The organism is Kitasatospora sp. NPDC091335 (assembly GCF_044757205.1).
In the GTDB taxonomy this organism is placed as follows: domain Bacteria; phylum Actinomycetota; class Actinomycetes; order Streptomycetales; family Streptomycetaceae; genus Kitasatospora.
In genome coordinates this window covers 44,142-69,695 of the sequence record NZ_JBIVUM010000004.1, presented here as the reverse complement: position 1 = coordinate 69,695, position 25,554 = coordinate 44,142, and the positions used below count along the sequence as shown (strand labels likewise).

Annotated in this window: 20 protein-coding genes; 9 read left to right on the top strand and 11 right to left on the bottom strand. The window is 73.0% G+C overall.

Annotated elements, in window-relative coordinates; translation table 11 throughout:
* Positions 1-35 precede the first annotated feature (35 nt).
* Positions 36-1,922, top strand: coding sequence for a SpoIIE family protein phosphatase (locus tag ACIQOW_RS11775; protein WP_401083062.1), 1,887 nt, complete (start codon positions 36-38; stop codon positions 1,920-1,922).
* A 114-nt stretch (positions 1,923-2,036) separates the two neighbouring features.
* On the opposite strand, the gene ACIQOW_RS11770 is transcribed toward ACIQOW_RS11775, so the two are convergent.
* A complete protein-coding gene (locus tag ACIQOW_RS11770) occupies positions 2,037-4,232 on the bottom strand; it encodes an MMPL family transporter (RefSeq protein ID WP_401083059.1) in 2,196 nt (731 codons plus the stop codon).
* Between the two features lie 139 nt (positions 4,233-4,371).
* Between ACIQOW_RS11770 and ACIQOW_RS11765 the strand changes: the two genes are divergently transcribed.
* On the top strand, positions 4,372-5,007 hold the full coding sequence (locus ACIQOW_RS11765) for a TetR/AcrR family transcriptional regulator (protein ID WP_401083057.1): 636 nt from the start codon (positions 4,372-4,374) through the stop codon (positions 5,005-5,007).
* A 19-nt stretch (positions 5,008-5,026) separates the two neighbouring features.
* Here ACIQOW_RS11765 and ACIQOW_RS11760 read toward each other — a convergent pair whose 3' ends face one another.
* A complete protein-coding gene (locus tag ACIQOW_RS11760) occupies positions 5,027-6,028 on the bottom strand; it encodes a LysR substrate-binding domain-containing protein (RefSeq protein ID WP_401083054.1) in 1,002 nt (333 codons plus the stop codon).
* Between the two features lie 139 nt (positions 6,029-6,167).
* Between ACIQOW_RS11760 and ACIQOW_RS11755 the strand changes: the two genes are divergently transcribed.
* Both ACIQOW_RS11755 and ACIQOW_RS11750 read left to right on the top strand, forming a co-directional pair.
* Entirely contained in the window at positions 6,168-6,719 is a 552-nt protein-coding gene (locus ACIQOW_RS11755) for a peroxiredoxin (RefSeq protein WP_363429921.1), read from the top strand.
* A gap of 3 nt (positions 6,720-6,722) precedes the next feature.
* Positions 6,723-7,265, top strand: a complete 543-nt coding sequence (locus ACIQOW_RS11750) for an alkyl hydroperoxide reductase (RefSeq protein WP_188296134.1) — start codon at positions 6,723-6,725, stop codon at positions 7,263-7,265.
* A gap of 111 nt (positions 7,266-7,376) precedes the next feature.
* On the opposite strand, the gene ACIQOW_RS11745 is transcribed toward ACIQOW_RS11750, so the two are convergent.
* The 4 genes from ACIQOW_RS11745 to ACIQOW_RS11730 all read right to left on the bottom strand — a co-directional run bounded on the left by ACIQOW_RS11745 (position 7,377) and on the right by ACIQOW_RS11730 (position 13,108).
* Entirely contained in the window at positions 7,377-8,990 is a 1,614-nt protein-coding gene (locus tag ACIQOW_RS11745) for an AI-2E family transporter (protein ID WP_401083049.1), read from the bottom strand.
* Between the two features lie 532 nt (positions 8,991-9,522).
* Positions 9,523-10,296 carry a lytic transglycosylase domain-containing protein gene (locus ACIQOW_RS11740; RefSeq protein WP_401083046.1) on the bottom strand — a complete coding sequence of 258 codons (774 nt, stop codon included), beginning with the start codon at positions 10,294-10,296 and terminating at the stop codon, positions 9,523-9,525.
* 434 nt (positions 10,297-10,730) lie between these two features.
* Positions 10,731-12,065: a PhoH family protein gene (locus ACIQOW_RS11735; protein WP_188294916.1), complete on the bottom strand. Its 1,335-nt coding sequence runs from the start codon at positions 12,063-12,065 to the stop codon at positions 10,731-10,733.
* A 248-nt stretch (positions 12,066-12,313) separates the two neighbouring features.
* On the bottom strand, positions 12,314-13,108 hold the full coding sequence (locus ACIQOW_RS11730) for an isoprenyl transferase (RefSeq protein WP_188294917.1): 795 nt from the start codon (positions 13,106-13,108) through the stop codon (positions 12,314-12,316).
* A 401-nt stretch (positions 13,109-13,509) separates the two neighbouring features.
* On the opposite strand from ACIQOW_RS11730, the gene ACIQOW_RS11725 reads away from it, so the two are divergent.
* On the top strand, positions 13,510-15,105 hold the full coding sequence (locus ACIQOW_RS11725; RefSeq protein WP_401083041.1) for a chitinase: 1,596 nt from the start codon (positions 13,510-13,512) through the stop codon (positions 15,103-15,105).
* Between the two features lie 210 nt (positions 15,106-15,315).
* Here ACIQOW_RS11725 and ACIQOW_RS11720 read toward each other — a convergent pair whose 3' ends face one another.
* Positions 15,316-16,032, bottom strand: a complete 717-nt coding sequence (locus tag ACIQOW_RS11720; protein WP_401083039.1) for a prepilin peptidase — start codon at positions 16,030-16,032, stop codon at positions 15,316-15,318.
* A 249-nt stretch (positions 16,033-16,281) separates the two neighbouring features.
* Here ACIQOW_RS11720 and ACIQOW_RS11715 point away from each other — a divergent pair, with 249 nt between their 5' ends.
* Positions 16,282-17,496 carry a pyridoxal phosphate-dependent aminotransferase gene (locus ACIQOW_RS11715; RefSeq protein WP_401083036.1) on the top strand — a complete coding sequence of 405 codons (1,215 nt, stop codon included), beginning with the start codon at positions 16,282-16,284 and terminating at the stop codon, positions 17,494-17,496.
* 177 nt (positions 17,497-17,673) lie between these two features.
* On the opposite strand, the gene ACIQOW_RS11710 is transcribed toward ACIQOW_RS11715, so the two are convergent.
* Complete coding sequence (locus ACIQOW_RS11710) at positions 17,674-19,515, bottom strand: phosphoenolpyruvate carboxykinase (GTP) (RefSeq protein WP_401083033.1); 1,842 nt, start codon at positions 19,513-19,515, stop codon at positions 17,674-17,676.
* Between the two features lie 284 nt (positions 19,516-19,799).
* Here ACIQOW_RS11710 and ACIQOW_RS11705 point away from each other — a divergent pair, with 284 nt between their 5' ends.
* Positions 19,800-20,474 carry a hemolysin III family protein gene (locus tag ACIQOW_RS11705; RefSeq protein ID WP_401083031.1) on the top strand — a complete coding sequence of 225 codons (675 nt, stop codon included), beginning with the start codon at positions 19,800-19,802 and terminating at the stop codon, positions 20,472-20,474.
* On the opposite strand, the gene ACIQOW_RS11700 is transcribed toward ACIQOW_RS11705, so the two are convergent.
* The gene (locus ACIQOW_RS11700) at positions 20,445-21,101 is read right to left on the bottom strand and encodes a hypothetical protein (protein ID WP_401083028.1); all 657 of its coding nucleotides are present in this window, start codon (positions 21,099-21,101) and stop codon (positions 20,445-20,447) included. The genes ACIQOW_RS11705 and ACIQOW_RS11700 overlap by 30 nt on opposite strands.
* A gap of 297 nt (positions 21,102-21,398) precedes the next feature.
* Here ACIQOW_RS11700 and ACIQOW_RS11695 point away from each other — a divergent pair, with 297 nt between their 5' ends.
* Complete coding sequence (locus tag ACIQOW_RS11695) at positions 21,399-22,994, top strand: MFS transporter (RefSeq protein ID WP_401083026.1); 1,596 nt, start codon at positions 21,399-21,401, stop codon at positions 22,992-22,994.
* Positions 22,995-23,001: 7 nt separating this feature from the next.
* Entirely contained in the window at positions 23,002-23,658 is a 657-nt protein-coding gene (locus ACIQOW_RS11690; protein ID WP_401083023.1) for a TetR family transcriptional regulator, read from the top strand.
* A gap of 140 nt (positions 23,659-23,798) precedes the next feature.
* On the opposite strand, the gene ACIQOW_RS11685 is transcribed toward ACIQOW_RS11690, so the two are convergent.
* The gene (locus tag ACIQOW_RS11685; RefSeq protein ID WP_401083020.1) at positions 23,799-24,731 is read right to left on the bottom strand and encodes a hypothetical protein; all 933 of its coding nucleotides are present in this window, start codon (positions 24,729-24,731) and stop codon (positions 23,799-23,801) included.
* Positions 24,732-24,739: 8 nt separating this feature from the next.
* The gene (locus ACIQOW_RS11680; RefSeq protein ID WP_401083017.1) at positions 24,740-25,408 is read right to left on the bottom strand and encodes a papain-like cysteine protease family protein; all 669 of its coding nucleotides are present in this window, start codon (positions 25,406-25,408) and stop codon (positions 24,740-24,742) included.
* Between the last annotated feature and the right edge of the window lie 146 nt (positions 25,409-25,554).

Here is a 25,554-nt window from a genome sequence, read left to right as displayed (position 1 = left end):
GCTCACCGACCACACCGAATCCAGGACAGGCAGCCGTGCGCGACCAGCTCAAGACCGAGGCGGAGCAGCCGACCGCCGTCCCGGGCCAGCGCCGCCAGGTCCCGGCCCCGGCCCCGGCCGTGACACCGGCCCTGACCCTGGCCCCGGCAGCGCCTGCGGGCCCGGCGAGGCGAACGGCCGCGCGTCCGGAGCGCACCGAGATGGCGGACCGCCTGGCGTACCTCGACTCGGCGACCCGGCGGATCAACAGCGCCCTGGACCTCGCCGCGACGCTGCGCAACATCGGCCGGGTGCTGGTCCCGACCATCGCCGACGCCGCCGTCGTCCACCTGCGCGACCCGCTGCCCAACGTGGAACGCGAGCCCGGCTTCCCCGAGGAGCTGCGGATACACCACAGCACCGGCACCCGAATCGGCCGCCGCGGCCGCCCGAGCGGTCTGGACGACCGGCGGCGCTCCCGCTACGGCGCCCGCTCCACCGCCGACGGCGGCCCGGCCACCCCGGTGACCCGCGGCGGAGCGCTCGCCCACGCCCTGCTGAGCCGCCGCCCCGCCGAACCGGCCGTCCTCGGCACCCCGGGCGCCGCGCGCACCGAGGTCCTGCTCCGCGAGCTGTACGGCCCCCGCGGGGTGGCCCGGCTGGCGGCCGGCACCTCCGTCCTCGCCCTGCCGCTGCGCGGCCGCAAGGCCGTCCTCGGGCTGCTGATACTGATCCGCCGCCCTCCCGAACGCACCGGCCGCCCGGTCTTCGACGCCGCGGACACCGCGACCGCGGCGCACCTCGCCACCCAGGCCGGGCTGGCCGTGGACACCGCGCTGCGCTACGCCCGCGAGTGGGAGATAGCGAACGAACTCCAGCGCAGCATGCTGCCGCTGCGCCTGCCGCAGTCGCACGGTGTGCGGATCGCCCAGCGCTACCTGCCCGGTGAGCGCGGCGCGCAGGTCGGCGGCGACTGGTACGACGCCGTCCCGCTGCCCGGCAACCGGGTCGCCCTGATCGTCGGCGACGTGATGGGCCACTCGCTCACCTCGGCCGCGATCATGGGCCAGCTGCGCACCAGCGCCCAGACCCTGGCCGCCCTCGACCTGCCGCCGCACGAGGTGCTCTACCACCTGGACGAGCAGGCCCAGCGGCTCGGCCGCGAACAGCACCTGGCCACCTGCGTGTACGCGGTGTACGACCCGATCGCCAACCGGGTGGTGATGGCCAACGCCGGGCACGTCCCGCCGGTGCTGGTCCGCCCCGACGGGACGGCCGAGCTGGTGGAGCTGGACTCCGGGGCGCCGATCGGCGTCGGCGGGGTGGACTTCAACTCGGTCGAACTGCCCGCGCCGCCGGGTTCGGCGCTGCTGCTGTTCACCGACGGCCTGGTGGAGACCCGTACCCGCCCGATCAGCGACGGCCTGGAGCTGCTCCGCGCCCGGATCGCCGCGGCCCGCTGGCAGTCCCCCGAGCAGTTGTGCCAGGAGGCGCTGCGGATCCTGCCGCCCGGCGACCGCGGCGACGACATCGCCCTGCTCGGCGCCTGCTTCGACGGCATCCCGGCCGGGGACGTCGCGCACTGGTACCTCCAGCCGCGCAACGAGACGCCGGGCCGGGCCCGCCGGCTGGCCGCGCACACGCTGCGCCGCTGGGGGCTGGACCAGCTCTGCGAGGCGACCGAGCTGATGGTCAGCGAGCTGGTGACCAACGCCGTCCAGCACGCGACCCGGCCGGTCACCCTGAGCCTGGTGCGCACCTCCCGGCTGCGCTGCGAGGTCGGCGACGACAGCCCGCTGCTGCCGCGCCCGCGCCGCACCGGTCCCGAGGAGGAACGCGGACGCGGGCTCCAGATAGTCGCCCGGTGCGCGGACCGCTGGGGCGCGACCCGGCTGGGCACCGGCAAGGTGGTCTGGTTCGAGCAGCGGCTGCCGCAGCCGTAACCCCCCGGTCCCGGCCCGGGGCGCGACGGCGCGCCCGGCGGGAACGGTCCCACCGGGCGCCTCGTACGGGCCGTCGGCCCCCTCCGTCAGACCCCGGCCGTCAGCCCCTGTCCGTCAGATCCCGGCCGGTTCCTTCGCCGACGGCTCCTGCTCCTGCTCCTTCAGGCGGGCGATCAGCTGCTCGCCCTCCATGTCCACCCGCGGCACGACCTTCTCCAGCCGCTTCGGGAACCACCAGGCGGCCCTGCCGAACAGTGCCATCGCGGCCGGCACCAGTGCCATCCGCACCACGAAGGCGTCCACCAGCACGCCCACCGCGAGGGCGAAGCCGATCGGCTGGACGATCGGGTCGTGGCCGAAGACGAACGAGCCGAACACCGCCACCATGATCAGCGCGGCCGCGGTGACCACCCTGGCCCCGTTCCGCACACCGGCCACCACGGCCTCGCGCGGCGCCGCGCCGTGGACGTGCTGCTCCTTCATCCCGGAGACCAGGAACAGCTCGTAGTCCATCGCCAGCCCGAACAGCACGCCGATCAGCAGGATCGGCACGAAGCTCACCACGGGGCCGACCTTGGGCACGTCGATCAACCCGTCCAGCCGGCCCCACTGGTAGACCGCGACCACCGCGCCGAGCGAGGCGGTGACGCTGAGCAGGAAGCCGGCCACCGCCTTGAGCGGGACGAGCACCGAGCGGAACGCCAGCGCCAGCAGCAGCACCGCGATGCCGACGATCACCGCGAGGAACGGCGGCAGCGCCTGGCCGAGCTTGGTGGAGACGTCGATGTTGGCGGCCGTGGTGCCGGTGACGGCGATGTCCGCGCCGGTCGCCGCCTTCAACTCCGCCTTCCGGTCACGGATCTCGTTGACCAGCGCCCTGGTGTCCGCGTGGTCGGGACCGGTCCGCGGGATGACGGTCACCAGCGCGGTGCCGCTCGCCTGGTCGACGGCCGGCGGCAGCAGCGTCCCGACGCCCCTGAGGCTCTGGAGCTCCGCGGCCACGCCCTGCACCGCCTGCTCGGGCCGCGGCGCGCCCGCGGCGTCCACCACGACCACCAGCGGCGCGTTGAAACCCGGCCCGAAGCTGTCGCCGACCAGGTCGTACGCCTTGCGCGCGTCCGTCCCCGCGGCCTGCGAACCGCCGCCCGGCAGGCCCAGGTCCAGGCTCGCGGCGGGCACCGCCAGGGCGCCGAGACCGGCCAGTCCGACCAGCAGGACGGGCAGCGGACGGCGGACCACGAAGCGGCCCCAGCGCTCGCCCAGGGTGGTGCGGCCGCCGGTGCGCAGTGCCCGCTTCCAGACCGGCAGCCGGTCGATCCGGCGGCCGGCGAAGCCGAGCAGCGCGGGCAGCAGGGTGATCGCCACCAGGACGGCCACCACGACGGCGGCGGAGGCGGCCAGGCCCATCACGGTGAGGAACGGGACGCCCGCGACGGCCAGTCCGGCGAGCGCCACGACCACGGTGAGTCCGGCGAAGACGACGGCGCTGCCGGCGGTCGCGGTGGCCCGGGCGGCGGCCTCGTCCGGCTCCAGCCCCTCGTCCAGGTGGCGGCGGTGCCGGGAGACGATGAACAGCGCGTAGTCGATGCCGACCGCGAGGCCGACCATCAGGGCGAGCACCGGCGCGGTGGTGATGATCTCGAAGGAGCCGGAGAGCGCCAGGATCCCGGCCATCGCCACGCCGATCCCGACCAGGGCGGTCAGCAGCGGCAGCCCGGCGGCGACCAGCGTGCCGAGGGTGATCACCAGGACCACCCCGGCGACCACCAGGCCGACCGCCTCGGCGCCGCCCTCGATCTCGGCCATCCGGTTGTACGCGTCGCCGCCGAAGGCCACGTCCAGCCCGGCCGCGCGGGCCGGCTCGGCGGCGGCCTTCACGGCCTCGCGCTGCCGGTCGGTGACGTCGGCGAGCTTGTGGTCGAAGGAGACCAGGGCGATCGCGACCCGGCCGTCGGGCGAGACGGCTCCGGTCGCGTACGGGTCGGGCACCGCGGCCACGCCGGGGACGGCGGCGATCCGGCCGACCGCCTCGCCGATCGCCTCGCCCGCCTCCGGGGTGGTGGCGCCACCGGGGGCCGGGGCGGCGAAGACGACCTGGGCGGAGCCGTGGCCCTGCTCGGGGAAGGTGTCCTTGATCCGGTCCAGCGTGCTCTGCGCCTCGGTGCCCGGCACCTTGAACTCGTCGCTGGTCTTGCCGGCGAAGGCGCCGGCGGCGCCGCCGACCGCGATCAGCAGGGCGATCCAGACCGCCAGCACGGCGCGCCTTCGCCGGAAGCTGAAGTGCCCCAGTCGGTACAGGTAGGTGGCCATGGGTCCCCTCGGTCTGTCGTCGGACAGGCGGCTGCCTGGACGGAACCCGCCCCACGGTAGACGCAACTTTGTCAGTTGACAAAGTTGGACGACAAAATCGTATGACGCAGTTGCCCGACCATAGCGCTACCCTGGCTGGATGGCTCACGTCCCCGCCTCCGAGCGCCGACCCCAACTGGTCCAGGCCGCGATCGACCTGATGGCCCGGGAAGGAATCGCCGCCGGCAGCACCCGCGCCATCGCGGCCGAGCTGGGCGTGGCGCAGGCGACGGTGCACTACACCTTCGGCACCAAGAAGGACCTCTACCGGGCGGTCGTCGAGCAGCTGAAGTCCGACTTCGTCGGCGAGGTGCGCGCCGCCTCCCCCGGCGACGGCGCGTTCGGCGAGCAGGTCCGCACCCTGGTGCACGCACTCTGGGAGGCCACCACCGGCGAGCACGGACGCTGCGTGCTGCTGAGCGAGTTCGAGGCGCTGGCGATGCGCGACCCGGACATGCGGGAGATCATGCTCGGGCTCCAGCACGACATCGAGGGCACCGCCACCGAGATGATCGGCGCCCTCGCGGCCGCCCACGGCCTGACCCTGGCCGTGCCCGCCCACCGGATCGCCGTCCACTTCCTCAGCGGCTTCGACGGGCTGACGGCCCGCCACCTCGCCCTGCGCAGCCCCGGGAACCGGCCAGGACCGGACACCGTGGAGGCACTGGAGCTGCTGGTCGCGACGACCGTCGGACTCTGCCTGGGCACCCCGGCGGTGGGCCGGCCCACGCCGTAGCGCCCGCCGGGGACGGGCCTCAGGAGACGATCCGGACCGGAAGCTCCACCAGCACCTCGCGCAGCGCGGCCGCGAAGCGCTCGTACTCGGCGCTGCGGGCCGAGCCCGGCCGGACGGCCAGCCCGATCCGGCGGCCGGGGGCAGGGGCGGCGAAGCGGACGGCGGCCAGCCGGTCGGTGCGTCCGGCTTCGACGTCCAGCGCGGTGGCGGGCAGCAGGGTCACCCCGAGGCCGCCGGCCACCAACTGGACCAGGGTGGACAGACCGGCCGCGCGGGTGGTCGAGCCCGTCGGGTCGACGCCGACCTCGCGGCAGATGTCCAGCGCCTGGTCGCGCAGGCAGTGGCCCTCCTCCAGCAGCAGCACGTCCAGGTCGAGCAGCACGTCGCGCGGCACGTCGATCCGTCCGGCGAGCGGGTGGCCGGGCGGGGTGAGCAGCACGAAGTCCTCGTCGAACAGCGGGATGTCCCTGGTCGGCGAGGCCCCGCCGGCCGGCAGCGCGAGCAGCAGGACGTCCAGCCGCCCGGCGGCCAGGCCCTCCAGCAGCGAGGAGGTGCGCTCCTCGTGGACGTGCAGCTCCAGCTCCGGGAAGCCGTCGCGGACCAGCCGCAGCACGGTGGGCAGCAGGTAGGGCGCGACGGTCGGGATGACGCCCAGGTGGAGCGGCCCGGTGAACGGGCGGCGGGCGGCCTCGACCTCCTCGGTGAGGGCCTGGAGGGAGGCGAGCACCCGGCGGGCGTGCTGGTGCACACGCTCCCCCAGTGGGGTGACAATCACCTTGCGCGTCGTACGCTCGACCAGTTGCGCGCCGAGCGACTCCTCCAGCGCCGCGACCGCCCCGGACAGTGCCGGCTGGCTGGTCCCGGTGGCGGCGGCGGCCTCGCGGAAGTGCCGGTGCTCGGCCACCGCGACGAAGGCCCGGAGCTGGGCGACCGTCGGGGTGCGGGGGCTGCGGACTGTGGCGCTCGCCACAGTCGGGGCGGCCTTGGAGCCGGCCTTCCTGCGGGGACCCGGCCGCGACATGGGGGATTCGGTACTGATAGCAATCTCCGATCAGACACATCCAGTGTAGCTATTTCCCTGATCAGTCCACGATGTGGAACTGTGAGTGGTGTCCGGATTCCGGACAAATTCCCCTCACCTCACTTCAGGAGAAGCGAACGTGCTCACGATTGGTGACAAGTTCCCCGAGTTCGACCTCAAGGCCTGTGTCGACCTGGACGCCGCGAGTGCCTTCGCCGACATCAACCACAAGTCCTACGAGGGCAAGTGGAAGGTCGTCTTCTTCTGGCCGATGGACTTCACCTTCGTCTGCCCGACCGAGATCGCCGCGTTCGGCAAGCTGAACGACGAGTTCGCCGACCGCGACGCCCAGATCCTCGGCGTCTCCGGCGACTCCGAGTTCGTGCACCACGCCTGGCGCAAGGACCACAAGGACCTCCGCGACCTGCCGTTCCCGATGCTGGCCGACGTCAAGCACGACCTGATGCGCGCCTGCGGCGTGGAGGGCGAGGACGGCACCGCCCAGCGTGCCGTCTTCATCGTGGACCCGAACAACGAGATCCAGTTCGTCATGGTGACCGCCGGCTCCGTCGGCCGTAACCCCAAGGAGGTCCTGCGGGTGCTGGACGCCCTGCAGACCGACGAGCTGTGCCCGTGCAACTGGACCAAGGGCGAGGACACCCTCGACGCCCAGGCCCTGCTGGCGGGCTGACCCATGGCCCTCGACGACCTGAAGGCCGCCCTCCCGGACTACGCCAAGGACCTCAAGCTCAACCTGGGCTCGGTCATCGGCAACTCCGACCTCCCCGCCCAGCAGCTCTGGGGCACCGTGCTGTCCTGCGCGATGGCCACCCGCAGCCCCGGCCTGCTGCGCGAGCTGGAGCCCGAGGCCAAGGCCAACCTCTCCCCGGAGGCGTACACCGCCGCCAAGGGCGCGGCCGCGATCATGGGGATGAACAACGTCTACTACCGGACGCTGCACCTGCTCTCCGACAAGGAGTACAGCACGATGCGGGCCGGTCTGCGGATGAACATCATCGGCACCCCGGGCGTCGAGAAGATCGACTTCGAGCTCTGGTGCTTCGCGGTCTCGGCCATCAACGGCTGCGGCCAGTGCCTCGACTCGCACGAGGCCGTCCTGCGCAAGGCCGGCGTCGAGCGCGAGGTCATCCAGGCCTCGATGAAGATCGCCGCCGTCCTGCAGGCCGTGGCCGGCGTCCTCGACTCCGAGGCCGCCCTGGCCGCCGTCGACGCCTGACGCACCCCGGCACCCCGACGGGCCGCTCCCGGACACCACGTCCGGGAGCGGCCCGTCGTCGTTCTCCCGGACCGCGCCGCGCCTCGGGCCGGCGGCCCCGCCGCGGCGGGGTCAGTCGGCGACGGGCGCGGCCGGCGGGGCGGAGCGGGCGGGCCCGGGCTGAGTCGGCCCGGACTGAGCAGGCCCGGGCCGGGCGGGCCCTGGGTGGCCGGCCGCCGTCCGCTCGGCGGCCTCGCGGGCCGCTTCGAGCGCGGTGAAGACGGCCTGGCCCGCCTCGTTGCGGCGGCGCAGGTGGGAGACCACGGTGTTGGTGACGGCGATCAGCGGGACGGCGACGACCGCACCGCCGATGCCGCCGATGATGCCGCCGGCCGCGACGCCGAGGACCACGCCCAGCGGATGGACCCGTACGGCCCGGCCGAGGATCAGCGGCTGGAGGATGTGGCTCTCCACCTGCATCACCGCGACCAGCACCACCAGCACCATCAGCGCCGTCCACGGCCCCTGGGTGACCAGCCCGATCAGCACCGCGACGGTGCCGGTGACCAGCGCGCCGACCAGCGGGACGAAGGCGCCCAGGAAGATGATCACGGCCAGCGGCATCGCCAGCGGCACACCCAGCAGGTCGATGCAGATGCCGATGCAGACGGCGTCGATGAACGCCACGCAGACCGTGCCGCGCACGTACGCGGTGAGCGTGGTCCAGGCCTTCGGGCCGGCTCCGGCCATCGCGAAGCGGGAGCGCCTGGGCAGCCCGCGGATCAGCCAGGTCCAGATCCGCTCACCGTCGTAGAGGAAGAAGAAGGTGCTGAAGAAGGTCATCATCACCGCGGTCAGCACCTCGACGGCGATCTGCGCGCCGGTGAGCGAGACCGAGGTGAGCCGGTCGGTGTTGGTGGTGATGGCCTTGGTGATCTGGTCCGCGAAGTTGGTGATCTGCTGCTCGGTCAGGTGCAGCGGACCGGTGATCAGCCAGTCCTTCAGCTGGTTGACGCCGGTCTTGACCTGGTTGGTGACGACCGTCAGGTTGGTGGTCACCTGCCAGACCACGAACCAGCCGACCAGCCCGATCCCGGCCAGACCGCTGAGGAACACCCCGCCCGCCGCGAGCGAGCGCGGCACCCCGCGCCGCCGCAGCCAGGAGACCGAGGGCGCCAGCAGCGCGGTGATCAGCAGCGAGGCCAGCACCGAGAAGGCGACCAGCCGCAGCATGTCGACCACGTAGAAGACGACGTAGAGCGCGGCGCCGAGCAGCAGCAGCCGCCAGGTCGACTCGGCGGCCACCCGCAGCCCCCAGGGCACCGCCTCGGCGGGCGTGGCCGGGCGGCCGGGGTGGTACTCCCGTCCGAGCCCGGCGTGCGCGGTCGGTGCGGGCGCGACGGCCGGAGCCGCCGCGGCGGCCGGCGGGGCCACCTCCGCCGCCTGCGCCGCCTGGACCGTGCCGACCGCGTCGCCCGCCTTCACCGTGTCGACCGCGGAGCCCGTCGGCACCGCCGGGGTCGAGTCGCCCCGCGGAACCGGGACCGGCCCCGGCCGCTCGACGAGCGCGGGGACGCGCCCGTCGGCGAATGCCGGCACCCGCCCGTCGGCCGGCGTCGGGACGGCCGGGTCGTGCAGGTCCGCCGCCATCGCGGCACGGCGGCGCCGCTCGATCACGGCGGCCGTGCTCGCCACCACGGCCATGCCCTTGGCCACGGCCTTGAAGGCCTTTCCGCCCCGCGCCATCCTCGCTACCACCGCTCCCCTGCCGAACCCGCCGTGCCCGGCGGTACGCCGCGGGTCCTGCCGCGGCCGTCAGGGATGACGCTACCCGGCACGGGCGCGGCGAGTCCGGTCGCCGACCTGTTCGACTCGAACCGTCCATCCCGAGGACCGGACAAATCGCCAGGTTTCAGATGGTTTCGGACACACTTCGCTGGGGAGGAGTCGGGACGAGACCCCGGAGCCGAGTCACCGAGGTCGCCCCACGGCCAACCGCCGGCGGACCGGCCGGTGCGGGAAGCAACCAGGACCCCTTCCCGCGCCCCGCGTCCGCACCCGGGACCGCACCGCCCGAAGGCGCACTGGTCAGCGCAGCCCGGGCGGCGCGGTCCGCCTCTTCCCCGCGGAACACGCCCCGGCCCGGGAGCACTTCGGTCCGGGACACCCGGCCCGGGGCCGCCCGCTCCGGCAGACGCCACGACCCCCGGTCACCCGCCCGAACAGGGCGAGCGGCCGGGGGCCGTGGTGAACCGCGCCGCCGGAGCGGCGACTGTTCCTAGTACCAGTGGTGCGACTGCCAGAACGACCACGCGCCACAGGGGCTGCCGTAGCGGGAGTTCATGTAGCTGAGGCCCCACTTGATCTGGGTGCCCGGGTTGGTGCGCCAGTCGGCACCGGCCGAGGCCATCTTGTTGCCGGGCAGCGCCTGGACCAGGCCGTACGCGCCGGAGCTCTTGTTGGTCGCGGTGTAGTCCCAGCCGCTCTCGCGCTTCACGATCTGGCTGAAGCACTGGAACTGCGCGTCGTTGCCGACGATCTGCCGGGCCTGGTCCTGGACCGAGCCGGGGCTGACCGACACCGGCGGCGCGCTGTCCTCGACGGCGGTCATCGCCGAACGGGACTTGGAACGGTTGGCGGCGGCCTCGTCGGCCTTGCGCTTCTCGTCCGCGGCCTTGGCCGCCTTGTCCGCCTCGGCCTTCTCCGCGTCGGCCTTGGCCTGGGCGTCGGCCTTCGCCTGGGCGTCCGCGGCGGCCTGCTGGCGCGCGGCCTCCTCGGCGGCCTTCTGCTCCGCGGCCGCCTTCGCGGCGGCGTCGGCGGAGGCCTGCTGGGCGGATGCCTGCTGGCCGATGTTGTCACTGATGGTCTGCGCCTGGGCGCCAGAGGGGACTTCGGCAAGCAGGGTCGCGCCGGCGACGTCGACCGTCTGCGTCACCTTGCCCTCGCTGCCCGCGGCCATACCCACGACGGCACCGACAGCGGTGACGGCGGTGGCGGAGGCCACAGCGACTCCCCGGACCGAGATCCGAGTCACATGAATTCCTTCCAGCATCGCCCACGCGTGACCGTACGGGCGCAAGATGCCCCTTGGCACGGACCTCCGCACGGTGCTCTGGTCACGGGAGGTGCTGGCCCGGCGTCCGGCCGAGGTGAGGCGACCGGGCGTTGGAATTCGGGCGGCGTACGGCTCAACGGTCTTCAATTGTGCGCCCACCGACCGGAGTTGGTGGACCTTCCGGGGCCTGACTCCCGGAGTCCGGGAGCCCTGCCGCGCCGTACGCGGGGCCTGACAGAACCCTCACCATGCCGCACCGGACACGGTCGACGCAATTCCCGCCCGCGTGGCGCATGTCACATTCACCGTCCGGCGGTTTCCCTGACAGAAAGCACTCGATGTGATGAAACGGGTGGAGCCCGCTCCGTCAGGAACGGGCCCCAGGCCGCAAGTTGACCGTATTGTCCGACTATGTACCGGTCAGGGGCGGATCACGGGTGGATGTCCTCCAGCATCTCCGTGACCAGCGCCGCGATCGGCGAACGCTCCGAGCGGGTGAGCGTGATGTGGGCGAAGAGCGGATGGCCCTTCAGCTTCTCCACCACCGCCACCACGCCGTCGTAGCGGCCCACCCTGAGGTTGTCCCGCTGCGCCACGTCGTGGGTGAGCACCACCCGCGAGCCCTGGCCGATCCGGGACAGCACCGTCAGCAGGACGTTCCGCTCCAGCGACTGCGCCTCGTCCACGATCACGAAGGCGTCGTGCAGCGAGCGCCCCCGGATGTGGGTCAGCGGCAGCACCTCCAGCATCCCGCGGGAGATGACCTCCTCGATCACGTCCGGGGTGGTGACCGCGGACAGGGTGTCGAAGACCGCCTGCGCCCAGGGGCCCATCTTCTCCGCCTCGGAACCCGGCAGGTAGCCGAGCTCCTGGCCGCCGACCGCGTACAGCGGCCGGAAGACCATCACCTTGCGGTGCTGCCTCCGCTCCAGCACCGCCTCCAGCCCCGCGCACAGCGCCAGCGCCGACTTGCCCGTCCCCGCCCGGCCGCCCATCGAGACGATGCCGATCTCCGGGTCGAGCAGCAGGTCCAGCGCCACCCGCTGCTCGGCGCTGCGCCCGCGCAGCCCGAACGCCTCGCGCTCGCCGCGCACCAGCCTCACCCGGCCGTCCCCGGTGACCCGGCCGAGCGCGCGCCCGCGCTCCGAGGTCAGCACCAGCCCGGTGTGGACGGGCAGCTCGGCGGCCCCGTCGACGTCCAGCGCGACGTCGTGGCCGGCCGCGAACAGCGCGTCCACCTGGTCCGCCGGGACGTGCAGGTCGGACATGCCCGTCCAGCCCGAGGTGATCGCCAGCTCGGCCCGGTACTCCTCGGCGAGCAGCCCCACCGAGCTGGCCTTGATCCGCAGCGGCAGGTCCTTGGACACGACGGTGACGTCGTAGCCCTCGGCCTGGAGGTTGCGGGCGACCGCGAGGATCCGGGTGTCCGCCTCGCCGCCTCCGGAGCGGTAGCCGGCCGGCAGTATCGACACGTCGGAGTGGTTGAGCTCGACCCGGATGCTGCCGCCGAGCTCGCCGACCGGGATCGGCTCGTCGAGCCGGCCGTGGCGGACCCGGTAGTCGTCGAGCAGCCGCAGCGCCTGGCGGGCGAAGTAGCCCAGCTCCGGATGGTGCCGCTTGGCCTCCAGCTCGGTGACGACCACCACCGGGAGGACGACCTCGTGCTCCTCGAAGCGGGTCATGGCGAGCGGGTCCGCCAGGAGCACGCTGGTGTCGAGAACGTACGTGCGCCGGTCTGGTGTCCGGCGGCTCTTCGAACTGACCACTAGGCCTCCAGAGCGGATGACCCTGCGTCATCCGCGGCAAGCCGGCCCCGCTGCCCCGGTGGCCCCGGGACCGGACTGACTGGAGTATTCCCAGGCGGGGAGCGGTGCATTCGCGCCCCCGGCGAACTGACGGATCATTGCCGGTGAACGTTTGGCCTCGCGCGGCCGCCGGGTAGGCCAGGCCTACGGCGGTCATTTTCCCCGGACGGCCGGGGCAGGGCCCCGGGAGCGGGGCCCGCCTCCCCCGGCTACAGCCCCATCCGCCGGTGGCGCTGCTCGAACGCCCGCAGCGCGCGCAGGAAGTCGACCTTGCGGAAGGCTGGCCAGTACGCCTCGCAGAAGTAGAACTCGCTGTGCGCGCTCTGCCAGAGCAGGAAACCGGACAGCCGCTGCTCGCCCGAGGTGCGGATGATCAGGTCCGGGTCGGGCTGGTTGCGGGTGTACAGGTGCTCGGAGATGTGCTCGACGGTCAGGACCTCGGCGAGTTCCTCGATCGAGGTGCCGCGTCCGGCCTGCTCCTGGAGCAGCGAACGGACGGCGTCGGCGATCTCGTGCCGGCCGCCGTAGCCGACCGCGACGTTGACCGTTATCCCGTCGATCCCGGCGGTCTGGTCCGCGGCGCGCTTGAGCACGTCGGCGGTGTGCTGCGGGAGCAGGTCCAGCGCGCCGACCGGGTTGACCCGCCAGCGGCGGGCGGCGGCCAGACCGGTGACGGCGTCCTCGATGATGCCGAGCAGCGGGACCAGCTCGTCGGCCGGGCGGTCCAGGTTGTCGGTGGAGAGCATCCACAGCGTGACGACCTTGACGTGGGTCTCGTCGCACCAGCCGAGGAACTCGCTGATCTTGTCCGCACCGCGCTGGTGGCCGTACGCGGTGGAGCCGCCGGTCGCCTTCGCCCAGCGGCGGTTGCCGTCCAGGATCACGCCGATGTGGTGCGGGGTGCGCGCGAGGTGGACCTCGACCCGTCGGCCGTAGAGCCCGTACATCCCGCCGAGCAGGGTGCGCAGACCCGGCGTCCGTTCGACGACATCGCGCAGACCCATGTTTCGCGGCCCCTCCGTACTCGTTGCAACTGGTGCGTCACCGCCCCCGGCGCAGCCTACTCCGGCGCGCAGGTGCACGGTAAAGCCGCAGGTAGCGGTCTGGTCACGGTCCTGTACGAAGTCTGTCGCGACCGGCGTGTCGGGGGTCGTCCCGAGGGGTCACGGAAGCGTTCGGGGGCGCACGGGGCGCGGACACGGAACGGTCTCCGAATCCTTAACGGAACCGTAAGCCGTTCGTCCGATGCTTGACGACCAGCAATGGTCTAGTCCAGCTTTTGATCCGGGACGGAACGATCCTCCACTCCTCCGCCCCACAGGCTCACTTCGGACCTCCCCTCCCCCACACGCGGCCGCCGCGCCCCCCACCGCGGCGGCCGCTCCTCCCCCAGGAGCGTCACCCCATGGCCCGTACGCTGAACCAGCCTTCGCACAAGCGTCGGCGCAGCCCCCTCCCGGTCGTCGCGGCCGGTGCCACCGCCCTCGCCCTGGCCGGCAGCGGCCTCGCCCTCTTCGCCGGCGGCGCCAGCGCCGCGGTCGGCAACCTGGTCACCAACGGCGGCTTCGACGGCGGGCTCGGGGGCTGGGTCTGCGCCGGCGCCGCGACCACGGTCTCCTCCCCGGTCCACTCCGGCACCGGCGCGCTCCAGGCCACCCCGGGCGCCGGCGACACCGCCGAGTGCACCCAGACCATCAGCGTGCTGCCCAACACCAGCTACACGCTGAGCGCGTGGGTCCAGGGCCCGTACACCTACCTCGGCGCCCGCGGCACCGGCGGCACCGACCCGTCCGTCTGGTCGAACCAGAACAGCTGGAACCAGCTGTCCACCACCTTCACCACCGGGGCGAACGCCACCAGCGTCACCGTCTACCTGCACGGCTGGTACGGCCAGAGCGCCTACCTGGCCGACGACGTCGCGCTGATCGGCCCCGGCGGCACCGGCACCCCCTCGCCGACCGCCACTCCCACCCAGACCCCCACGGCCACCGCCTCCCCGACGGCCACCGCGACGCCCACCCAGACCGCGACCCCGACGCCCACCCAGACCGCGACGGCGACCCCCACCGCCACGCCGACCAGCACCAACCCGCCGGTCACCGGTCTGCCCGCCCACGTGGTCACCGGCTACTGGCAGAACTTCGACAACAACTCGACCGTGCAGCGGCTGAGCGACGTCCAGAGCGCGTACGACATCATCGCGGTGTCCTTCGCCGACTCCGTGCCGACCAAGACCGGCGCGATCAGCTTCACCCTGGACCCGGGCCTGTCCAAGGCGCTCGGCGGCTACACCGACGCCCAGTTCCGCGCCGACGTCAAGGCCAAGCAGGCGGCCGGCAAGAAGGTCATCCTCTCCATCGGCGGCCAGAACGGCGCGATCACCGTCGGGGACGCCACGGCCGGCGCCAACTTCGTCAACAGCGCCTACGCGATCATCAAGGACTACGGCTTCGACGGCATCGACGTCGACCTGGAGAACGGCGTCCAGGCCGGTCCGCTCGGCGACGCGCTGCACGCCCTGCAGGCCAAGGTCGGCCCCGGCTTCGTCCTGACCATGGCGCCCGAGACCATCGGGATGTACAGCACCTCCGGCGCCTACTTCCAGCTGGCGCTGAAGACCAAGGACATCCTCACCGTCGTCAACACCCAGTTCTACAACTCGGGCGGCATGAACGGCTGCGACGGCAAGGTCTACACCCAGGGCACCATCGACTTCATCACCTCCCAGGTCTGCACCCAGATCCAGGGCGGCCTGCGGCCGGACCAGGTGGGCATCGGCGTCCCGGCCTCCACCAGGGCGGCGGGCGGCGGCTACGTCTCGCCGACCGTGGTGAACAACGCGCTGGACTGCCTGGCCACCGGCAACAACTGCGGCAGCTTCGTGCCGCCGGCCAAGTGGCCCACCATCCGCGGCGCGATGACCTGGTCGACCAACTGGGACGTCAACAACGGCAACGCGTTCTCCAACGCGGTCGGCCCGTTCGTCCACAAGATGCCGTAACGGCACGAGGCCGAGGCCTCCAAGAGCTCAACTCCCCCGGCGCGCCGCTCCTTGAGGGTGGGGCCTGCGCGTCGGCGGCGGGGCCCGTCGTACCGAACCGGTACGACGGGCTCTTCCGTTCCCGCTGTCCCCTCTATTAGGGACGGCTCTTCGGGGCGGTCCCGCGGGACGGTCCCGCGGGGAACGGCTCCACTCGTGCCGGGCTCGCGCTCACCGCGCCAGGACCGCGGTGAGCGCGCCGAGCAGCAGGAACGGGCCGACCGGGAGGTCGAGCCCGCGCACCGGCCGGCGGCGGGCCAGCGCGGCGGCGGCCCGCAGGGTGGCCCAGAGCCCGGCGAGCACCATCGCGGCGAACAGCCCGCCGAGCGCCACCGACCAGCCGTACCAGCCGAGCAGCCCGCCCAGCGCGAGGCCGAGCGGGGAGTCGCCGGGGCCCAACGCGCCCAGCCAGACGGCCAGTTCGAGCACACCTCCGACCGTGAGCGCGACCAGCAGGCAGCGCAGCGGCACCCCTGGGCCCGCGGTCGGCGCCGCCGCCAGCAGCATCGCGGCCACCCCGCCGAGCAGCGGCAGGGTCAGCCGGTACGGCAGCCGGCGCACCCGCGCGTCGACGAAGCCGAGGGCCACGCCGAGCGCCGCCGCCCAGCCCAGCGCCACGGTCACCACCACCGGCCGGTCCGCCGCGTACCCCACCGCGACGGCGACCGCCGCCGCGACCGCCTCCACCGTCCAGGGGCCGGCGCCCAGCCGCTCCCGGCAGCCGGGGCAGCGCCCGGTCGGCGGCAGCAGGCGCGCCGGGCGCCCGCAGGACGGGCAGTCCTCGCACCAGGGTTCGCCCTCCGGCACCGCGAACCGGGCGACCAGTCCGCGCAACAGCGGAGCCACCAGGAGACCGACCAGCACCGCCGCGACCACGACCGGACCCACCCGCGCACCCCCTCCTCGATCGACGCACCGGCCACATCCTCCCGCGCCGGGCGGTGTGCCGTCCGTCTCCTTCCGCGTCACCGCGCGACGGCGCTCCTCGCGTACAGGAGCATTCCGGACATCCGACCGCCGGTTCGGAAGGCCGCCCGCCACCCCCGCCTGCCGATCCAAGGGGGCCGTTCGAGCCCCCGGAAGCACCCCTCCGGAGACCCGCCGCACGGCCCCTCCGTACCCCTAAAGTAGGCGGACATGCAGGTCATCCAGTCCAGCAAGCTCGCCAACGTCTGCTACGACATCCGCGGCCCGGTGCTCGACGAGGCGATGCGGCTGGAGGAACAGGGCCACCGCATCCTCAAGCTCAACACCGGCAACCCCGCCACCTTCGGATTCGAGGCGCCCCCGGAGATCCTCCAGGACATCCTGCGCAACCTCGCCAACGCGCACGGCTACGGCGACTCCAAGGGCCTGCTCTCCGCCCGCCGCGCGGTGGTCATGCACTACGAGGACCGCGGGCTGCACGGCCTCTCCGTCGACGACGTCTTCCTCGGCAACGGCGTCTCCGAACTGATCCAGCTGGCCATGACCGCGCTGCTGGACGACGGCGACGAAGTACTCGTCCCCGCACCTGACTACCCGCTGTGGACCGCCTCGGTCTCCCTGGCCGGCGGCACCGCGGTGCACTACCGCTGCGACGAGCAGTCCGAGTGGTACCCGGACCTCGCCGACATGGAGGCCAGGGTCACCGACCGGACCAGGGCCGTCGTGGTGATCAACCCCAACAACCCGACCGGCGCGGTCTACCCGCGCGAGGTGCTGGAGGGCATCGTCGAGATCGCCCGCCGGCACCGGCTGGTGGTCTACGCGGACGAGATCTACGACAAGATCCTCTACGACGACGCCGAGCACGTCCCGCTGGCCACCCTGGCCCCGGACCTGTTCTGCGTCACCTTCAACGGGCTGTCCAAGGCGTACCGGGTGGCCGGCTTCCGCTCCGGCTGGATGGTGCTCTCCGGCGAGCGGCAGCGGGCCCGCAGTTACATCGAGGGCCTGACCGTGCTCGCCTCGATGCGGCTGTGCGCCAACATGCCGGCGCAGCACGCGGTGGCCGCCGCGCTCGGCGGGCGGCAGTCGATCCGCGACCTGGTGCTGCCCGGAGGCCGGCTGCACGCCTCGCGCGACGCCGCGTACGAGTTGCTGAACCGCATCCCCGGGGTCAGCTGCGTCAAGCCCAAGGGCGCGCTGTACGCCTTCCCCCGGCTGGACCCCAAGGTCCACAAGATCAAGGACGACGCCCGGATGGTGCTCGACCTGCTGCGCTCCGAGCGCATCCTGCTGGTCCAGGGCACCGGCTTCAACTGGCCGGAGCCCGACCACTTCCGGCTGGTCACGCTGCCCCGGGCGGAGGAGATCACCGACGCGGTGACCAGGATCGGCGACTTCCTCGACGGCTACGTCCAGCCGTAGGGCGGGCCGCCGGGGGCGGAAAGCACCACGGCCCGGAAGACACTACGGCCGGAGTCCCGGCCCGGGCGATCTCCTTGGTCGGGGAAAGATCGCCCGGCGGAACTCCGGCCGTCCTGTCGCTCGGCGGGCGCGCGGTTCGTGCCGCGCGCCCGCCTCTCTCGCGGCTGAGGCTCAGGCTCAGCCGAGGCGCGCGACGAGGTTCCGGTACTCGTCCCACAGCTCCTTCGGGGTGTGGTCGCCGAAGGTCTCCAGGTGGGCCGGCACGAGGGCGGCCTCCTGGCGCCAGATGTCGGCGTCCACGGTGAAGAGCAGGTCGAGGTCCTCCTTGGACAGGTCCAGGTCGCCGAGGTCGAAGCCCTCGACGGTCGGCAGCACGCCGATCGGGGTCTCGACGCCCTCGCCGGTGCCGTCCAGGCGCTCGACGATCCACTTGAGCACGCGGCTGTTCTCGCCGTAGCCGGGCCAGACGAACTTGCCTTCGGCGTTCTTGCGGAACCAGTTGACGTAGTAGATCTTCGGCAGCTTGGTGGCGTCGGCCCGGGCGCCGACCTTCAGCCAGTGGGCGAAGTAGTCGCCCATGTTGTAGCCGCAGAACGGCAGCATCGCGAACGGGTCGCGGCGCAGCTCACCGACGGTGCCCTCGGCGGCGGCGGTCTTCTCGGAGGCGATGTTGGCGCCGAGGAAGACGCCGTGCTGCCAGTCGAAGGACTCGGTGACCAGCGGGACGGCGGTGGCGCGGCGGCCGCCGAACAGGATCGCCGAGATCGGCACGCCCGCCGGGTCCTCCCACTCCGGGGCGATGGTCGGGCACTGCGCGGCCGGGACGGCGAAGCGGGCGTTCGGGTGGGCGGCCGGGGTGCCGGACTCGGGGGTCCAGTCGTTGCCGCGCCAGTCGGTCAGGTGCGCCGGGGGCTCCTCGGTGAGGCCCTCCCACCACACGTCACCGTCGTCGGTGAGGGCGACGTTGGTGAAGACGGTGTTGCCCCAGAGGGTGTCGATGGCGTTGGCGTTGGTGTCCACGCCGGTGCCGGGGGCGACGCCGAAGAAGCCGGCCTCGGGGTTGATGGCGTACAGGCGGCCGTCGGCGCCGAAGCGCATCCAGGCGATGTCGTCGCCGATCGTCTCGACCTTCCAGCCCGGGACGGTCGGCTGGAGCATGGCCAGGTTGGTCTTGCCGCAGGCCGAGGGGAAGGCGGCCGCGACGTACTTGGCCTCCGGCTCGCCCGTGGCACCGGCCGGCGGGGTGAGCTTCAGGATGAGCATGTGCTCGGCCAGCCAGCCCTCGTCGCGGGCCATGGTCGAGGCGATGCGCAGCGCGTAGCACTTCTTGCCGAGCAGGGCGTTGCCGCCGTAGCCCGAGCCGTAGGACCAGATCTCCCTGGTCTCCGGGAAGTGCGAGATGTACTTGGTGCTGTTGCACGGCCACGCCACGTCCGCCTCGCCCTCGGCGAGCGGGGCGCCGACGGTGTGCGCGGCCTTGACGAAGTCGCCGTCCTCGCCGAGCTGGTCCAGCACGGCCTGGCCCATGCGGGTCATCACGCGCATGGAGACGGCGACGTAGGCGGAGTCGGTGATCTCGACGCCGTACGCGGCCAGCGGGGAGCCGACCGGGCCCATCGAGAAGGGCACGACGTACATCGTGCGGCCCTTCATCGCGCCGCGGAAGAGGCCCTGCTCGCCCTTGAAGACCTCGCGCATCTCGGCGGGGGCCTTCCAGTTGTTGGTCGGGCCGGCGTCCTTCTCCTGCTCGGAGCAGATGTAGGTGCGGTCCTCCACGCGTGCCACGTCCGTGGGGTCCGAGGCGGCGTAGTAGGAGTTGGGGCGCTTCTCCTCGTCGAGCTTCTTGAAGGTGCCCTGAGCCACCAGCAGGTCCGCGAGGCGCTGGTACTCCTCGGCGGAACCGTCGCACCACTCGATGCGGTCCGGCTGGGTGAGCTCGGCGATCTCGCTCACCCAAGCGAGCAGCTGCTTGTGGCGGGTGGGCGCGGATGCGCTGAGAGCAGAGATCTCGTACGACACGATCGCTCCGTTTCACGCCATCTCGGCGAGGAGACGGCGTCGCGGGGGTCTGAGGGTGCTTGCAGCGTAGCTCCGGAATTGGGGCCGGAACGCGGCGAAGCGTCGAAATTGACGCACCCTTTACTACTGCAAGTATGATTACTCATGAGTAACAAACCGCGGTCTCCCCCGACGGAGTGCGCGGCGCCACACTTCAAATACTCCAAAACGTCCAAGAGTGACGATCGCCACTTCCTACGCGTGAGTAACCTACGGATCCGTAGGTAGCGGGTAGCATGCAGCGCATGACTGCTGCTGCACTCGGGGAGAGTGCACTCATGGAGAGCAAGCCGAAGTGGCGCGGCTGGCTGCACGCCGGGATGTTCCCCGCCACGGTGGCCGCCGGGATCGTGCTGATCTGCCTGGCGGACTCCACGCCCGCCAAGATCGCCTGCGCGATCTACTCGGTCAGCGCGTGGCTGCTGTTCGGGGTCAGCGCGGTGTACCACCGCTTCGACTGGGGGCCCCGTGGGGACGCCGTGCTGCGCCGGCTGGACCACGCGAACATCTTCCTGATCATCGCGGGCACCTACACGCCGTTCACGATGCTGCTGCTCGAGGGCGCCGACCAGCAGCTGCTGCTCTGGGCGGTCTGGGGCGGCGCGCTGGCCGGCATCGCGTTCCGGGTGTTCTGGGTCGGCGCGCCGCGCTGGCTGTACACGCCGGTGTACCTCGCGCTGGGCTGGGCCGCCGCCTTCTTCCTGCCCGACTTCCTGCGCACCGGCGGAGTCGCCGTCCTGGTGCTGATGATCGTCGGCGGGGTGCTCTACAGCATCGGCGGCGTGGTGTACGGGCTCAAGCGGCCCAACCCCTCACCGCGCTGGTTCGGGTTCCACGAGGTGTTCCACGCCTTCACCCTGGGGGCGTTCATCGTCCAGTACGTCGGCGTCTCACTGGTGGCGTACAGCACGGCCGGCTGATCCCGGCGCACCCCGACGGGCGGTCGAACGGTCCACGGACCGGGCGACCGCCCGTTCCGCCGTCCAGGGCCGCTCGTACGGGGCCCGGATCTGCGGGCGGCGCGAATACGGCGGGTGATCGGCGGCGCCCGGCTCCGGCTGCGGCTCCTGGCCGTGGAGCGGCCCGGGCCCGTGCTGGTGCCCGGCGTACGCGTCGTGGTGTCCGCCGCGCAGGTGGTACTCACCGTGCGCGTGGTGCTGCTCGCCGCGCGACTCCCGGTACGGCTCCCACGACGCCCCGGCCGGCGCCCGGAACCCCGGGGACTCCGGCGTCCACGCCGCACCGGCCGCGCGGGCGCGCGCCTGCCGGGCGTCCAGCGCCTCGCGGGCCCGGCGGCAGCGCTCGCAGTGCGCGGCGTCCGGGATGCCCCGGCGCGGGCGGTGCCGGACCGGGGCGGGCCCGCCGCGCAGCGCACGCCAGCGGCGGGCGACGTAGAGCATGAGCAGCAGGGTCTCGATCCCGGCGACCCCCAGTACCAGCGGGGCGCCGTTGATCAGATAGGCCGCGACCACGGCGAGCGCGGAGCCCACCACCGTCACCGAACCCCACATCTGGGTGCTCGTCTGCCTGTCGTCCGCGTCGGCCACTTCGGTCCCCTTTCCCGGTGCCGGGCTCGTGGTCGGCTCCCGCCGCCCCACCCCTTCTCCGCTCTCGGCACGCGTCGGCCAGCACTGACCGATTGCCACATCGTATCTACCGACAGTCATGGCCGACTGCCCAGGGGCGGCGAACGACAGATCAACGTTGCGTCAATTCCTTGTGCGGAAGAAGCACTTCCAGGACACATCACGGAGCGTAACCACGGGGTCGTGTTGACGGTCGACACTTTTTGAGAGTTACTCTCATTTGAGAGAGACTTTCAATTAAGGGACCCGGAGGACACCGTGCCCGCAGCCCCGCCCGTGCCCGCGGCCACCGCCGCACCCGTCACCGCCGATCCGCGCCGGTGGCTCGCCCTGGTCGCCGTCACCCTGAGCGTCCTGGTGATCAGCTTCGACATGACCGTGCTCAACGTCGCCCTGCCCACGCTCGCCGAACAGCTGGGCGCCACCACCGGGCAGCAGCAGTGGATCGTCGACGCCTACACCGTGGTCTTCGCCGCCGCGATGCTCCCGGCCGGCCTGCTCGGGGACCGGTTCGGCCGCCGCCGCACGCTCACCACCGGCCTCGCCCTGTTCGGCCTCGCCTCCGCCGCCGGCATGCTCACCGGCTCGCCCGCCACCCTGATCGCCGCCCGCGCCGGGATGGGCCTGGCCGCCGCACTCGTGATGCCGATGTCGATGGCGGTGATCCCCGGCCTCTTCCCAGCCGCCGAGCGGCGCCGGGCCACCGCGATCCTGGCCGCCGCCATATCCCTCGGCGCCCCGCTCGGGCCGCTGGTCGGCGGCTTCCTGCTCCGGCACTTCTGGTGGGGCTCGGTCTTCGCGATCAACGTCCCGCTCACCGCGCTCGGCATCGCCGCCTGCGTCCTGCTGCTGCCGGAGACCCGCAACCCGGCCGCGCCCCGGATCGACCTGCTCGCCACCGTCCTCGCCGCCGGCGGCCTGGCCGGACTCACCTACGGCATCATCGAGGGCGCCGAACGCGGCTGGACCGACCCGCTGGTGCTCGGCACGCTGGCCGGCTCGCTGCTCGCCCTCACCGCGCTGGTGCTGCGCAGCCGCCGGCAGCGCGACCCGATGCTCGACCTCGGCCTGCTCGCCGACCGCACCTTCCGCTGGTCCGCCGTCGCGGCCACGCTGATCTCGCTCGTCCTGTTCGGCGCCTTCTTCGTCCTGCCGCTCTACTTCCAGAGCGTGCTCGGCACGGACGCCCTGGGCAGCGGGCTGCGGCTGATGCCGATGATGCTCGGACTGATGGTCGCCGCCAAGGCCACCGACCGCCTGGTCGGCCGGCTCGGCGTCCGAGCGGTGATCACCCTCGGCCTGGCCCTGCTCGCCGCCGCGCTGCTGTTCGGCAGCCGGACCGGCCCCGGCGACGGCTACGCGCGGGCCGCGATCTGGCTCAGCGTGCTCGGCGTGGGCATGGGCCTGTCGCTGATCACCGCGCAGTCCTCCGCGCTGGTCACCCTGCCGCCGGCCAGGGCCGGCGTGGGCTCGGGGCTGCTCCAGACGCTGCGGCAGGTCGGCGGCGCGATCGGGATCGCCGCCTTCGGCAGCCTGCTGTCCGGGGCGTACCGCGGCGCGCTGGACACCGGCGGGCTGCCGGCCGAGGCCGCGCACCGGGCCGGGGAGTCGGTGGTCGCCGCCGACGCCGTCGCCCGGGGGGCGGGCGCGGGCGGGCAGGCGCTCAGTGCCTCCGCGCACACGGCGTACGTGCACGGGATGGGGGTGGTGCTGCTGGTCTCCGGGCTGGTCGCGGTGCTCTCGGCGGTGCTGGTCGCGGCCCGGATGCCGGCGGACACCCCGGCGGACGCCCCTTCGGGTACCCGGGCGGACGCCCCTTCGGGCACCCGCGCCGGCGCGGGAGATCACGGATAATCGGGGCATGACTCCCCAGCAGCCGACCGCGGCCCCTCCGGACGCCCCGACCAACCCGGTCCAGGCGATACTGGAGGCGCCGCTGTCGCTGCGCGAACGCAAGAAGCTGAAGACCCGCCAGACCATCCGCCGCGAGGCGTACCGGATGTTCGCCGGGCAGGGCTACGAGAACACCACGGTGGAGCAGATCGCCGCCGCCGCCGAGGTCTCCCCGTCCACCTTCTTCCGGTACTTCGCCACCAAGGAGGACCTGGTCCACTCCGACGAGTACGACCCGGCGATGATCTCCGCCCTGCTGGCCCGCCCCGCCGACGAGCCCTTCCTCACCTCCTGCCGGGAGGCCATCGTCGGGCTGATCCGCGCGCTGCTCCAGCACGAGCGCCAGGAACTGCTCACCCGGATGCGGCTGATCACCGAGGTCCCCGCGCTGCGCGCCGGACTGCACAGCGGCGGCAACAGCCCGCAGGAGCTCTACCTCTCGGTGCTGACCCGGCGGGCGGGCGTCGAGGAGCCCAGCTACGAGATGCGGGTGACCGCGGCCGCCATCGGCGCCGCCAGCACCGAGGCGGTGCTGCACTGGGCCGCGGGCGACGGACAGGAGGACATCGCGACGCTGGTCGACCGCACCTTCGCGCTGCTGGAGAGCGGGTTCGCCGGGGTGTGAGACCCCCTCGCCGGCTGCGCGGGCAGCTCGGTGACGGGTGCGAGCCGCTCGGTGACGGGTGCGGGGCGTGTGCGCGGTGCCCGACGAACGACGCGTGCGGACCGCGGGGCCCGGCCCGACCGACCGGGCCCCGCCTGCCGTCAGCCGCGGCGGACGCCCGTCGTCCTCCGCCGCAGCACGGCACCCGCGCCCACCAGCGCGGTGGCACCCAGGGCGGCCGCCGCCGTCACGGCCGGCAGCGCCGAACCGCCGCCCGCGGCTTCCGCCACGGCCGCCGGTTGCGGTCCGCCCCCGGGTTGCGGGGCCGCCTCGGCCTGCGGGGCGGCGTCCGCCTGGTAGCCGCCGCCCCTGCCCTCCCGGTCGTACGCCGAGCCGGGCAGCTTGTCCCCGTACCGCTGGTGCACCAGCTGCTGGTACGCGGCCAGCGTGACCCCGCCCGCGCCCACCGAGCGCCCGGCCTCGTCGTCCAGCGGCAGCACCCGGCCGTCGCGCAGCACGTACCAGGCGTTGACCTGCGGCTCGCGGAAGACGGTGCCTCCTCCGCTGCCCGCCGCCTTCGCCGCGTAGTCGCTCTCGTCACCGCCCGAGGCGATGTTGACCACCTTCCAGGCCCCGTCCTGCCGGACGGTCCAGACCGAGGCGGTCTGCCCGTCCGCCGCGACCACCTTGCTGGCGGTGAACTCGGCCTTCGCCACCGGCGCGCCCGGGCTGCCGGCCACGAAGCCCCGGTCCAGGACGTACACCGGCACGGTGTCGCCGGCCAGCCGTGGTGCGGCCGCGCTCGCCGCCCGGGCCTCCTCGGCGGCGCCGATGGTCAGCTGCTGTGTCGGCGGGACGCCCTTGCGGGCGAAGAAGTGGCCGACCTGGTCGAGGACGGCCGGGTCCTGGACCGCGCCGCGGGCCTGCGCCAGTTCGGCGGCCGGCACCGGGGACGGGACGGCGGCGGCCTGGGCGGCCGGTTCCGCGGCGTGCGCGGCCGGGGCGAGCGCCAGCGCGAGGCCGGCGGTGAGCAGGGCGGCGGCGACGGTGCCGGTGGCGGTGGTGGTCCGGCGGCGGCTCTTGGTCTCGGTCATGGTCGCCCTCACGCGCCGATCCGGTACAGGGAGTGGGTCCACGAGAACGTGCTGTTGTTCACGTAGTACCGGTAATCCGCCCAGTTGTAGCGGTAGTTGGAGGGCCATGGGTCGCCCCAGTAGACCCAGTTGTTCGCGGTGTCGTAGCCGTACAGGACGTGCATGTGTCCGCCGCCCGAGCTCCACTGGATGCGCGTCTCGACCGGGCGGTCGGCGTTCACCTCGGACTGCACGGTGCCGTAGTTCAGGTACCCGTTGACGTAGGAACCCGGGGTGATGCCGACCCGGCTCAGCCCGTTCTGCACATCGCCCAGCGTGGCCTGGCTGTTGGGGCAGCCGGAGTCGGCGGAGCGGCCGAACGAGACGTTGCAGAACTGGTTCTGGCTGTAGTTGTAGCCGTACCAGGTGGCGATGGTGTTCCCGCTCGCCGCCCAGCACCAGTTGGTCTGCTGTTGCTGCTGCATGGTGATGTTGAGCTTCTTGTACGTGCCGGCCAGGTCGGCCGTGCTGCCGGGCGCGGCGGCCCGGCGGACCTGGTGCACGGCCCGGTCCTGGGCCTGACCCTGGGCGGGAGCGGCGATCGCGGGCGCCGCCACCGCGGCGGTGAGCGCCGGGCCCAGCACGCCGAGGGCGAGCAGTGAGACCGCGCGGCGCAGCCGTATCCGTGGAACTGGCATGGGGGGATGCCTCCTTGCACGAGTGGAGCGAGGTGCTGTGTGGGGGCGCGGTCCGGATCGCGCCCCGAGCATCGCGCCTCGTCAGGGGCGGGTCAACGGCCCTCGGTGGGGCCGGGACCGAGGTGTGAACGGGCGGACCCGGATGT